The sequence below is a fragment of the Streptomyces sp. NPDC088387 genome (assembly GCF_044753385.1).
GTDB lineage: Bacteria > Actinomycetota > Actinomycetes > Streptomycetales > Streptomycetaceae > Streptomyces.
Map to the genome: position 1 here is coordinate 25,994 of NZ_JBIVNC010000002.1, position 12,555 is coordinate 38,548.

8 protein-coding genes are annotated in these 12,555 nt (G+C 71.9%); 7 read left to right on the forward strand and 1 reads right to left on the reverse strand.

The genetic code is table 11. The features are described 5' to 3' along the window. Positions 1-159: 159 nt before the first annotated feature. The 6 genes from rhaI (at position 160) to ACIQAC_RS04785 (ending at position 8,035) form a co-directional block, all read left to right on the forward strand. On the forward strand, positions 160-1,320 hold the full coding sequence (rhaI, locus tag ACIQAC_RS04760) for an L-rhamnose isomerase (RefSeq protein ID WP_402187001.1): 1,161 nt from the start codon (positions 160-162) through the stop codon (positions 1,318-1,320). A gap of 146 nt (positions 1,321-1,466) precedes the next feature. Then, the gene (locus ACIQAC_RS04765; RefSeq protein WP_402187002.1) at positions 1,467-3,506 is read left to right on the forward strand and encodes a bifunctional aldolase/short-chain dehydrogenase; all 2,040 of its coding nucleotides are present in this window, start codon (positions 1,467-1,469) and stop codon (positions 3,504-3,506) included. Beyond that, entirely contained in the window at positions 3,503-4,954 is a 1,452-nt protein-coding gene (locus tag ACIQAC_RS04770) for a rhamnulokinase family protein (protein ID WP_402187003.1), read from the forward strand. Before ACIQAC_RS04765 ends, ACIQAC_RS04770 begins: the two co-directional genes overlap by 4 nt. A gap of 140 nt (positions 4,955-5,094) precedes the next feature. Continuing rightward, a complete protein-coding gene (locus ACIQAC_RS04775) occupies positions 5,095-5,850 on the forward strand; it encodes a (Fe-S)-binding protein (RefSeq protein ID WP_402187004.1) in 756 nt (251 codons plus the stop codon). Next, positions 5,847-7,370, forward strand: a complete 1,524-nt coding sequence (locus ACIQAC_RS04780) for a LutB/LldF family L-lactate oxidation iron-sulfur protein (protein ID WP_402187006.1) — start codon at positions 5,847-5,849, stop codon at positions 7,368-7,370. Before ACIQAC_RS04775 ends, ACIQAC_RS04780 begins: the two co-directional genes overlap by 4 nt. After that, positions 7,367-8,035 carry a lactate utilization protein C gene (locus tag ACIQAC_RS04785; protein WP_402187008.1) on the forward strand — a complete coding sequence of 223 codons (669 nt, stop codon included), beginning with the start codon at positions 7,367-7,369 and terminating at the stop codon, positions 8,033-8,035. The genes ACIQAC_RS04780 and ACIQAC_RS04785 overlap by 4 nt, the downstream gene beginning before the upstream one ends. Here ACIQAC_RS04785 and ACIQAC_RS04790 read toward each other — a convergent pair. Further along, positions 8,008-11,118 carry a family 78 glycoside hydrolase catalytic domain gene (locus ACIQAC_RS04790; protein ID WP_402187009.1) on the reverse strand — a complete coding sequence of 1,037 codons (3,111 nt, stop codon included), beginning with the start codon at positions 11,116-11,118 and terminating at the stop codon, positions 8,008-8,010. The two genes, ACIQAC_RS04785 and ACIQAC_RS04790, sit on opposite strands and share 28 nt — an antisense overlap. 261 nt (positions 11,119-11,379) lie before the next feature. Here ACIQAC_RS04790 and ACIQAC_RS04795 point away from each other — a divergent pair, with 261 nt between their 5' ends. Beyond that, on the forward strand, positions 11,380-12,537 hold the full coding sequence (locus ACIQAC_RS04795) for a betaine/proline/choline family ABC transporter ATP-binding protein (RefSeq protein WP_402187011.1): 1,158 nt from the start codon (positions 11,380-11,382) through the stop codon (positions 12,535-12,537). The last annotated feature ends 18 nt before the right edge of the window (positions 12,538-12,555 follow it).

Consider the following 12,555-nt stretch of genomic DNA (forward strand, 5'->3'; position numbering starts at 1 on the left):
GCACCCGGGCGACACGGGGAACGTCCCGGGTCGAAGGCCTTGACACGTCATCGCAGGGCTCATATTTTGCGAACCTGAATCGTTTCACGGTGGGGTGTTCCGATCCGTGTCACGGTGCGACGGTGCAGCGTTTCCCACCCATGTCACAGGAGACCGGCAGTGACCGACCTCGCCGCGGTGAAGGCCGCACTCAGGACCCAGGCCGTCGAGACGCCGTCGTGGGCGTACGCGAACTCGGGGACCCGCTTCAAGGTGTTCGCCCAGCCGGGCGTGCCGCGCGATCCGCGCGAGAAGGTGGCCGACGCGGCGAAGGTCCACGAGTTCACCGGAATCGCGCCGACCGTCGCGCTGCACATTCCGTGGGACACGGTCGACGACTACGCGGCGCTCGCGAAGTACGCCGAGGAGCGCGGGGTGCGGCTCGGCGCGATCAACTCCAACACCTTCCAGGACGACGACTACCGGCTCGGCAGCGTGTGCCATCCGGACGCGGCGGTACGCCGCAAGGCGGTGCGGCATCTGCTGGACTGCGTCGACATCATGGACGCCACCGGGTCGCGGGACCTGAAGCTGTGGTTCGCCGACGGCACGAACTATCCGGGGCAGGACGACATCCGCTCGCGCCAGGAGCGGCTCTCCGAGGCGCTGGCGGAGGTGTACGAGCGGCTCGGCGACGGGCAGCGGATGCTGCTGGAGTACAAGTTCTTCGAGCCGGCCTTCTACGCGACGGACGTGCCCGACTGGGGGACGGCGTACGCGCACTGTCTGAAGCTCGGGCCCAAGGCGCAGGTCGTGGTCGACACCGGGCATCACGCGCCGGGCACCAACATCGAGTTCATCGTGGCGACGCTGCTGCGCGAGGGGCGGCTCGGGGGGTTCGACTTCAACTCGCGGTTCTACGCCGACGACGACCTGATGGTGGGGGCCGCCGATCCGTTCCAGCTGTTCCGGATCATGTACGAGGTCGTGCGGGGCGGGGGGCTCGACGCGGGGGTCGCGTTCATGCTGGACCAGTGCCACAACATCGAGGCGAAGATTCCGGCGATCATCCGGTCCGTGATGAATGTGCAGGAGGCCACGGCGAAGGCGTTGCTGGTGGATGCGGAGGCGCTGGCCGCTGCGCAGGGGGCGGGGGACGTGCTGGGGGCGAACGCGGTGGTGATGGATGCGTTCAGCACGGACGTGCGGCCGTTGTTGGGGGAGGTTCGGGGGGAGATGGGGCTGGAGGCGGATCCCTGCGGGGCGTATGCGCGTAGTGGGTGGCAGGAGCGGATTGTTTTGGAGCGGGTGGGTGGGGTTCAGGCCGGCTGGGGGGCCTGAGGGGGCTGTTGGTCGTGGATGCGTGCGGGTCGAGTGTGGCTGGTCGCGCCCGCGCGGCGGAGCCGCAAATCGGTACAGCCCCGTGCTCCTGGACGGCCGCTTCGCGGCCGAATTGGTCATCCCCTTTCTGGAAGGACTGGACGTTCATGGTGTTGCATCCCGAGGCCTCGGCCCTTCTTGCCCGGTCACGTCGGCTCGGTGCCGATCCGCGGAACACCAACTACGCCGGGGGCAACACCTCTGCCAAGGGGGTCGGCGTCGATCCCGTGACCGGTGGGGGTGTGGAGCTGATGTGGGTCAAGGGGTCCGGCGGGGATCTCGGGACCCTTTCCGAGAGTGGGCTGGCGGTGCTCCGGCTGGATCGGCTGCGGGCGCTCGCCGGGGTGTATCCCGGGGTCGAGCGTGAGGACGAGATGGTGGAGGCGTTCGAGTACTGCCTGCACGGGAAGGGCGGGGCGGCGCCCTCGATCGACACGGCGATGCACGGGCTCGTGGACTCCGCGCACGTCGACCATCTGCACCCGGACTCCGGGATCGCGCTCGCCTGTGCGGCGGACGGGGAGAAGCTGACCGGCGAGTGCTTCGGGGACGCCGTGGTGTGGGTGCCGTGGCGGCGGCCCGGGTTCCGGCTCGGGCTGGACATCGCCGCGGTGAAGGACGCCAACCCACGGGCGATCGGCGTGATCCTGGGCGGGCACGGGATCACGGCGTGGGGCGACACGGCCGAGGAGTGCGAGCGGAACTCCCTGCACATCATCCGGACCGCGGAGGCGTTTCTGCGCGAGCGGGGGAAGGCGGAGCCGTTCGGGCCGCCGCTCGACGGGTACGCGGGACTGCCGTCCGGCGACCGGCGGGCGCGGGCCGCCGCGCTGGCCCCGTACGTCCGCGCGATCGCCTCGCAGGACCGGCCCCAGGTCGGCCACTTCGACGACTCCGCGGTGGTGCTGGACTTCCTGGCGCGGGCCGGGCATCCGCGGCTCGCCGCGCTGGGGACGTCCTGCCCGGACCACTTCCTGCGGACCAAGGTGCGCCCGCTGGTGCTGGATCTGCCGCCCGGCGCGCCCCTGGAGGAGGCCGTCGCGCGGCTCCGGGAACTGCATGCCGAGTACCGCGAGGAGTACGCCGCCTACTACCGCCGGCACGCCACGCCCGACTCCCCCGCGATGCGCGGCGCCGATCCGGCGATCGTGCTGGTGCCCGGCGTCGGCATGTTCTCGTTCGGCAAGGACAAGCAGACCGCGCGTGTGGCGGGCGAGTTCTACGTCAACGCGATCAACGTGATGCGGGGCGCCGAGGCCGTGTCCTCGTACGCGCCCGTCGAGGAGTCGGAGAAGTTCCGTATCGAGTACTGGGCGTTGGAGGAGGCCAAGCTCCGGCGGATGCCGCCGCCCCGGGCGCTGGCGACGCGGGTGGCGCTGGTGACCGGTGCCGGCAGCGGGATCGGGAAGGCCGTCGCGCGCCGGCTGGTGGCGGAGGGGGCGTGTGTCGTCGTCGCCGATCTCGACGGCGAGAGCGCGGCCGGGGTCGCCGAGGAACTCGGCGGTCCCGACAAAGCCGTCGCGGTGACCGTGGACGTGACGTCCGAGACGCAGATCGAGGAGGCGTTCCGGGCGGCTGTACTGGCCTTCGGCGGTGTTGATCTGGTGGTGAACAACGCGGGGATCTCGCTGTCCAGGCCGCTCCTGGAGACCTCGGCGAAGGACTGGGACCTCCAGCACGACATCATGGCGCGCGGCTCGTTCCTGGTCTCGCGGGAGGCGGCGCGTGTGATGATCGCGCAGGGGCTCGGCGGTGACATCGTGTACGTCGTTTCCAAGAACGCCGTGTTCGCGGGCCCCAACAACATCGCGTACTCGGCGACCAAGGCCGACCAGGCCCATCAAGTACGGCTGCTGGCGGTCGAGTTGGGCGAGCACGGGATCCGGGTCAACGGGGTCAACCCGGACGGTGTCGTGCGCGGTTCCGGGATCTTCGCGGGCGGCTGGGGTGCCCAACGGGCCGCGGTGTACGGGGTGGAGGAGGAGAAGCTGGGCGAGTTCTACGCGCGGCGGACGATCCTCAGGCGCGAGGTGCTGCCGGAGCATGTCGCGGGCGCCGTGTTCGCGCTCACCGGCGGGGACCTGACCCACACCACGGGCCTGCACATCCCGGTCGACGCGGGTGTCGCGGCCGCGTTCCTGCGATGAGCGGGGCCGTGGGGGTGTACGCGGCGGTCGACCTCGGTGCCTCCAGCGGGCGGGTGATGGTCGGCCGCGTCGGGCCCGACGAGCTGGAGCTGACGCAGGCCCACCGTTTCCCGAACCGGCCGGTGCGGCTGCCGGAGGGGCTGCGCTGGGACGTGCTCGCGCTCTACACCGGCGTGCTGGACGGGCTGCGCGCGGCCGGACCCGTCGACTCGGTCGGCATCGACGGCTGGGGTGTCGACTACGGCCTGCTGGACGCCACCGGCGCGCTGCTCGGCAACCCCATGCACTACCGGGATCCCCGGACGGAGAGTGTCTTCGAGCGGGTGTGGGCGTGTGTCCCGCCCGCCGAGCTGTACGCGGCCACGGGCATCCAGCACGCCCCCATCAACACCCTCTACCAGCTGATGGCGGAGCCCCGGCTCTCCCGGGCACGGCGGCTGCTGCTGGTCCCCGACCTGCTGTCGTACTGGCTCACCGGCGTACAGGGCACCGAGCTGACCAACGCCTCGACGACCCAGCTGGTCGACCCGAGGACACGCGCGTTCTCGGCCACGCTGGCCGGGCGCCTCGGCATCGACCTCGGACTGTTCGCGCCGCTGCGGCAGCCGGGGGATCCGGCCGGTGTGCTGCGGCCCGAGGTGCTGGAGGAGACGCGCCTGCCGGGGCCTGTGCCGGTGACGGTGGTCGGGTCGCACGACACCGCCTCGGCGGTCGCCGCCGTACCCGCCGACGGCGAGCGCTTCGCGTACATCTGTACCGGCACCTGGTCGCTTGCCGGTCTGGAGCTGGCCGCGCCCGTCCTCGGCGAGGAGAGCCGGGCCGCCAACTTCACCAACGAGCTGGGGCTCGACGGCACGGTCCGCTATCTGCGGAACATCATGGGCCTGTGGCTGCTCCAGGAGTGCGTACGGGACTGGGGTGGGCCGGAGCTGGGGCCGCTGCTGCGGGCCGCGGCCGAAGTGCCGGGGCTGCGGTCGTTGGTGGACGCGGGGGACCCGGCGTTCCTCGGGCCGGGGCGGATGCCCGAGCGGATCGCCGGCGCGTGCCGTGCCTCGGGGCAGCCCGTGCCGGAGAGCCGCGCCGAGATCACCCGGTGCATCCTCGACTCGCTGGCCCTCGCCCATCGCCGGGCCGTGCTGGACGCGCAGCGGGTGGCCCGGCATCCGGTCGACGTGGTGCACGTCGTCGGCGGCGGCACCCGCAACGAGCTGCTGTGCCGGCTCACCGCCGACGCGTGCGGGCTGCCGGTGGTCGCCGGTCCGACGGAGGCCGCCGCGCTCGGCAACGTGCTGGTGCAGGCCCGCGCCCACGGCCGCGTCGGCGACCTCGCCGACCTGCGGCGCCTGGTGGCCCGTACCCAGCCGCTCACCCGGTACGAACCGCGCGGGGACACGGCGGACTGGCGGGCGGCGGAGGCGCGGCTCGGGGGACGGCTCGGAGCGCGGTGACGTCCGCGGGCCCCGCCCGTACGGCCTCCCGATGACCATGGTCCGACCCTGGATCTGCCCGTTGTCGCGCTCCCCCATTACGCTGATCCCGCGTGCCGGTTGTCCGGCACACATCCGATGATCGATGACGAGGAGCCGCGATGCGTGTCGCCCTGTTCCTGACCTGCGTCAACGACACGCTTTATCCGGACACGGGCATCGCGGTCGTGAAACTGCTGACCAGGCTGGGTGTTGACGTCGACTTCCCGATGGCGCAGACCTGCTGCGGGCAGGCGCACTACAACACGGGCTATCGACATGAGGCCGAGCCCCTCGCCCGACATTTCTCCGATGTTTTCGGCGATTACGACGCGATCGTGACGCCCTCCGGATCATGCGGGGCGATGGTGCGGGAGCTGTATCCGCGGATGGGCGAGCGGGCCCGTGCGGAGGGGCGCGGGAGCGGGCTGGCGACGCTTCTCGAACCCGTGGTGCCGAAGACGTACGAGCTGACGGAGTTCCTCGTCGACGTGCTCGGTGTGACGGACGTCGGCGCCTTCTATCCGCACCGGGTGACCTACCACCCGACCTGTCACGGGCTGCGCAGCCTGGGGCTCGGCGACCGGCCGCGGCGGCTGCTCCAGTCGGTGAAGGGGCTGGAGCTGGTGGAGCTGCCGGGGGCCGACGAGTGCTGCGGGTTCGGCGGCACGTTCGCGCTGAAGAACGCGGACGTGTCGGCGGCGATGGGCACCGACAAGGTGCGCAACGCGGAGTCGACCGGCGCCGAGGTGCTGTGCGCGGCCGACAACTCCTGTCTGATGCACATCGGCGGCACCATGACCCGCCTCGGTACGGGCATCCGGCCCGTGCACATCGCGGAGATCCTGGCGAGCACGGAGGAGGAACCCGCGGTATGAGCGGCACGTTCGTAGGAATGCCTGTGTTTCCCCCGCCCGCCCACCCTGCGTTTCCCCCGGCCCATCCGGCCTTCCCGGAGGCCGCGCACGAGGCGGTGCGCGACACCCGGCTGCGCGCCAACCTGAAGCACGCCACGCACACCATCCGCGCCAAGCGCGCGGGCGCGGTCGCCGAGGTGTCCGACTGGGCCGAACTGCGCGAGGCGGGCCGCGCGATCAAGGACCACACGCTCCGCCATCTCGACCAGTACCTCGTGCAGGTCGAGGAGTCGGTGACGGCGGCGGGCGGCACCGTGCACTGGGCGGCCGACGCGGACGAGGCCAACCGGATCGTCGCGGACCTGGTGCGGGCGACCGGCGAGTCCGAGGTCGTGAAGGTCAAGTCGATGGCCACGCAGGAGATCGGACTGAACGAGGCGCTGGAGGCCGAGGGCATCCGCGCCTACGAGACCGATCTCGCCGAGCTGATCGTGCAGTTGGGCCACGACCGTCCCTCGCACATCCTGGTCCCGGCGATCCACCGCAACCGCGGCGAGATCCGGGACATCTTCCGCAAGGAGATGGCCGCGTGGGGCCGCCCGGCCCCCGAGGGGCTCACCGACACCCCGGCCGAACTCGCCGAGGCGGCCCGGCTGCACCTGCGGGAGAAGTTCCTGCGCGCCAAGGTCGGCATCTCCGGCGCGAACTTCATCGTCGCGGACACCGGCACGATGGTCGTCGTGGAGTCCGAGGGCAACGGCCGGATGTGTCTCACCCTCCCCGAGACACTGATCTCGGTGGTCGGCATCGAGAAGATCGTGCCGACCTGGCGGGACCTGGAGGTGTTCCTCCAGACCCTGCCGCGCTCCTCGACGGCCGAGCGGATGAACCCGTACACCAGCACCTGGACGGGCACCACCGACGGCGACGGGCCGAGCACCTTCCACCTGGTCCTGCTCGACAACGGCCGCACGGACACCCTCGCCGACGAGGTCGGCCGCCAGGCCCTGCGCTGCATCCGCTGCTCGGCCTGTCTCAACGTCTGCCCGGTGTACGAGCGGGCGGGCGGCCACGCGTACGGCTCGGTCTACCCGGGCCCGATCGGCGCGATCCTCAGCCCGCAACTGCGGGGTACGGGCAGCGAGATCGACGCCTCGCTGCCGTACGCCTCGTCGCTCTGCGGGGCCTGCTACGAGGTGTGCCCGGTCGCCATCGACATCCCCGAGGTGCTGGTGCATCTGCGGGAGCGGGTGGTGCAGGGCGGTGAGGTGACCCGGCAGGGCAACAAGGTGGTGCTCAAGCCGGCCAAGGGGCACGGCGCCGAACGGACGGCCATGCGCGCGGCCCGCTGGGCGTTCGGCCGTCCGGCCGCCCTGCGCACCGGCCAGCGCCTCGCGTCCCGCACCCGGAAACTGCATCCGAGGTCGCTGCCGGGACCCGGCAAGGCGTGGAGTGACAGCCGGGATCTGCCGCCGGTGCCGGCGGAACCGTTCCGGGACTGGTGGCAGCGGACCAACGGCGGGAAGGGCGACACGAAGTGAGCAGCAGGGAACGGATCCTCGGACGGGTGCGCCGCGCGCTGGCGGACGTGCCGCGGGACGACCCGTCGTACGAGGACGCGGTGCGGCGCGACTATCTGCGCGAGCACGGAGACCGGAGCGTGGAGCAGACGGTGGAGCTGCTGGCGGAGAACCTGGCGGACTACCGGGCGCTGGTGCACCGGTGCACGGAGGCGGAGTTGCCGGGAACGCTGGCCGGGCTGCTCGCCGGGCGGGGTGCGCGGACGCTGCTGGTGCCGCCGGAACTGCCGGCGGCCTGGACGGACACCGCCGACGTCACCCGCGTCCAGGACCGCGCCGGGTCCACTCCGCACGAACTGGACGGCGTCGACAGCGTGGTGACCGCCTGCGCCGTCGCGATCGCCGAGACCGGCACCATCGTCCTGGACGGCGGCCCCGACCAGGGCCGCCGCCGGATCACCCTGGTCCCCGACCACCACATCTGTGTCGTACGGGTCCCGGAGCAGGTGGTGTCGTCGGTGCCGCAGGCTCTCGAACGCCTCGACCCGGCGCGCCCGTTGACATGGATCTCCGGTCCGTCGGCGACCAGTGACATCGAGCTGGACCGGGTCGAGGGGGTGCACGGTCCGCGCACCCTGGAGGTGGTCCTGGTGAGCGGTCAGCCGAGCGCCGACGTCACCTCGTAGCGGCCCGACGGGAGCCGGTAGGAGGCGGTGCCGTCCGCGTGGCCGAGGAAGCGCACGCCACGGACCCGGGACAGCGGTGTCCTGCCCTCGCGGACGGTGGCCGGGTCGGTGGTGGGGATGCTCAGGGTGGCCGTCGAGTTGGCGGGCACGGTGGCCCGGTAGGACAGCGTCCGGTCCGTGACCGTCCAGGCGCTGGTGATCTCGCCGTACGGGGAGCGGTGGGTGCCCGACACCCGGGTGATCCGCCCCGTCGGGTCGAGGTGGGGGCGCAGCAGGAAGTGCCGGAAGCCGGGGTGGGCCGGGTCCTTGGCGATACCGGCCATGCCCTCGTACATCCACTCCATGATCGCGCCGTAGGAGTAGTGGTTGAAGGAGTTCATCTCGACGGGGCCGAAGCCGTCCTCGACGGAGTAGGAGTTCCAGCGCTCCCAGATGGTGGTGGCGCCGTTGTCGACGGAGTACAGCCAGGACGGCATGGCGTTCTGGTGGAGCAGCTTGTAGGCGAGGTCGGCGCGGCCGAGGTCGGTGAGCACGGGGGCGAGGACGTTCACACCGAGGAAGCCGACGGCGAGGGTGTTCTCGGCGTACTGGACGCGGGTGCTGTCTGGGTGGGCCTCCTTGTAGGCGGCGTCGTTGCCAATGTTCTCGGCGAGCCGGTCGAGCAGGCCGCGGCGCTGTTCGTCGGTGTCGTGGAGGCCGAGTTTGAGGACCCAGAGCAGGGCGGTCTGGCTGTTGTCCTCGGGGTCGGGGCCGTTGATCGGTTTGCCGCCGAGGCTGGAGCGCACGGTCGGTCGGCCGTCCTCGGTGGTGATGTATTTGGCGATGAACGCCTGCTTGATCCGGGCGAAGAGCTCCTCGTAGGCGCCCGCCTCGGTGCTGCGGCCGGTCGCGCGGGCCATGTCGGCCATGAGGCGGGCGACATAACCGTAGTAGACGTCACTGACCAGTTGGGTGCCGGTGCTCTGCGGGGCCAGCCAGTCGGCGAAGAGGGCACCCTGGCCCGCGTAGCTGTCGCCGGTCCTGGCACGGATCCAGTCCATGTAGCGGGTCATGGCCTCCCAGCTGCGGACGACGATGGTGCGGTCGCCGCTCATCTGCCACACCGTCCAGGGGACGACGACACCGCAGTCGGCCCAACCGCTCACCGGGGCCGCCGCGTTGTAGCGGTTGCCGGGTGAGACGGCGGTGAACTGGGCCCCGTCGAGGCCGTACACGCGCTGGGAGTCGATCAGGGTGTCCTGGAAGTGGGCGAGGAAGTTCACCGAGTCGGTGTTGTAGAGGCCGGTGTTGCAGAAGAGCTGGGTGTCGCCGGTCCAGCCGAGGCGTTCGTCGCGCTGCGGGCAGTCGGTGGGCACCCAGAGGTAGTTGCCGCGCTGGCCCCGGTGGACGTTGCTGATCAGCTGGTTGACCTTGGGGTCGTCGGTGGTGATGGTGCCGGTCTCGTGGATCGCGGAGGTGGCGACCTTGCCGGTCAGGGCGGTGACGGTGACCTCGGGGCCGGACGTGGTGACGGAGGCGTAGCGGAATCCGTAGAAGGTGAGGGAGTCCTGGTGGGTCTCGCCGTCCGGGTCGCCCTTGAGAATGTAGGTGCTGGTGGCCCTGGCGCCGCGCAGGTTGGCCCGGTAGGCGGAGCCCTTGGGGCCGTCGGCGCCCGCGCTGCTGTCGTTGAGCATCTCGGCGAACCGGAAGGTGACTTCGGCGCCCGCCGGGCCGCGGACCGTGTACCGGGGTACGCCGACGAGGTTCTGCCCGAGGTCGAGGACGGCGGTCTCGCCGCGGCCGATCGTGACGGACGCGGTGGCCGCCTCGGCGGGGTCGGTGACCGTGCGGGCCGGGTCGACGACGACCTCGCCCCTGCCGTTGGGGCTTCCGGCCTCGCCCGTCACACCGGTGCACAGGGTGATCGACCGCGGCCCGCGGTCCCAGCGCTCCACGAGGCGGGCGCTCTCGCCCGGGTAGGCGATCAGCCGGGAGTCCGGGAACCGGGCGGCGAAGTCGTGCTCCTCGACCTCCGACCAGGTGGCGGTGTCGAATCCCGAGGCGGTCCAGCCGGGCAGCTCCTCGCGGGCGTCGTAGGTCTGCCCGTCGTAGATGTCGTCGGCGCGGAACGGGCCGGTGTCGGTGGCCCGCCAGCCGTCCCCGGGCGCGGTCACCAGGGTCTGCGCGGTGCCGTCGGTGTACCGGATCAGCAGCTTGGCCTTGAGGGCGAGCCGCTGCCCGGACGCGGAGTAGTACGTACTGCCCTCGGAGACCCGGGAGTTGTACCAGCCGTTGCCCAGGACCGCCGCCAGGGTGACCCGCCGCTCCCCCGCGACGAGGCCGGTGACGTCGTAGCCGAGGTAGGTGTGGGTGCGGTCGTAGTTGGTCCAGCCCGGGGCCAGCAGTTCGTACGTGGTTCCGTCGCCCTCGGGGACGCCGACGCGCCGGCCGTTGACGTAGGCGTCGTACACGCCAAGGGCGGACACGTAGAGCCGGGCCTCGCGCACCCGGTCGCCGGTCAGGGCCGCCTCGCGGCGCAGCAGCGGGGCGCCGGGGGTGTTGGGTCGCTTGCCGGCCATGGTGATCCAGCGGGCGCCGGCCCAGCCGGTGACACCGTTGGTGGAGAGCAGGCCGGTCTCGAAGCGGGCGGGTGCGGCGGCGGTGGCACGGCCGTCCTCGTCCCAGACGGTCACGGTCCAGTGGTAGCGGGTCGAGGGGCGCAGCGCGGGGCCCGCGTACGGGACGGCCAGCGAGTCGGCCGTGCCGACGCGGCCGCTGTCCCAGACGTCCGCCCGGCCGGGGGCGAGCCGGTCGGGCGCGGTCGCGACCAGGATCCGGTACGCCGTCTGGCGGCGGCCCCGCACCGCGGAGTCCGTGCGCCAGCCGAGGCGGGGCCGGGCCGCGTCCACGCCGAGCGGGTCGGTGCGGTGCTCGACGGTCAGCCCGGTCACGGAGGTGCGGTCCCTGCCGGTCCCGGCGGCGCCGGCCGTGCCCGCGCCGCCGACGCCCCCGGCCATGGCGAGGGGCACCGCGCCCAGTGCGGTGGTGAGCACGGTCCTGCGGCGTACCTCTCTGCCGCCGCTGCCGTTCACTCCGTCAGTCATGCCGTCTTCCCTTCGGCCGGTCGGAGTCGGATCGGGATTGGATCGATTCAGTGGGTACGGCGGTTGAAGCTAGTGAGGCGCGGGAGCGGTGTCCACCCTCCACACAGGACCAAGTTGCGGCGAGGACCAGAACCACTGGTCACACGCCAGAGACCGTGTCGATGATCGACTTGAACCATTTCAAAAACGGAGCGCATGCGTCACCAGCCGGTGGGACCTCGCCGGAGGGCGCCCCGCCCACCGCGCGGCTAGCGTGAGTGCATGATCCGGTTCGAAGAGGTCACCAAGCGGTATCCGGACGGGACGACCGCCGTCGACGGACTGTCCTTCGAGGTCTCCGAGGGCGAGCTGGTCACCCTCGTGGGCCCGTCGGGCTGCGGCAAGACGACCACGATGATGATGGTCAACCGCCTGATCGAGCCGACCTCGGGGCGGATCCTGGTGAACGGCGAGGACATCGCGGACGTCGACCCGGTCCGGCTGCGCCGCCGTATCGGCTACGTCATCCAGCAGGTCGGCCTCTTCCCGCACCGCACGGTCCTCGACAACACGGCGACCGTGCCCGCGCTGATCGGCTGGAAGCGCCCGAAGGCCCGGGAGCGGGCGGCGGAACTCCTCGACCTGGTCGGCCTGGACCCGAAGACGTACGGGCCGCGCTATCCGCACCAGCTGTCGGGTGGTCAGCGCCAGCGCGTCGGCGTGGCACGGGCGCTCGCGGCGGATCCGCCGGTGCTGCTGATGGACGAGCCGTTCGGGGCCGTCGACCCGGTGGTGCGCGAGCAGCTCCAGGACGAGTTCCTGCGGATGCAGGCCGCCGTGCGCAAGACGGTGCTGCTGGTGACGCACGACATCGAGGAGGCGGTCCGGCTCGGCGACCGGATCGCGGTGTACGGACAGGGGCGGATCGAGCAGTACGACACGCCGGGTGCGGTGCTGGGCACACCGGCGTCGCCGTACGTCGCCTCGTTCGTGGGCGCGGACCGGGGGCTGAAGCGGCTCTCGGTGACCGCGATCGAGCCGGGCGATCTGGAGCAGCCGCCGGTGGTGCGGCTGGACGAGGAGCCGGAGCGGGCGGCGGCGCGGCTGCGGGCGGACGGGGCGCGCTGGGCCGTGGTGCTGGACGCGGGCGGCGATCTGCACGGCTGGGTCGCCCTGGACGAGCTGTCCGGGGGCGGTGGCTCGATCACGTCACGCGGGCACCGGATGAAGGCGTGGGTGCCGGTGGGCGCACCGCTGAAGCAGGCGTTCGGGGTGATGCTCCAGCACGACGCCGGGTGGGTGGCGGTGGTGGACGGTTCCCGCTTCCTGGGTGTGCTGACACCGGCGAAGCTGCACGAGGCGCTGCGCAGGTCGGTGGACGCGGACGCGCAGGGTGTGGCGCGTGAGCAGGTCGACTTCGACTCGGTCTCCGACGTCTAGACGCACGGACCGCCGGGG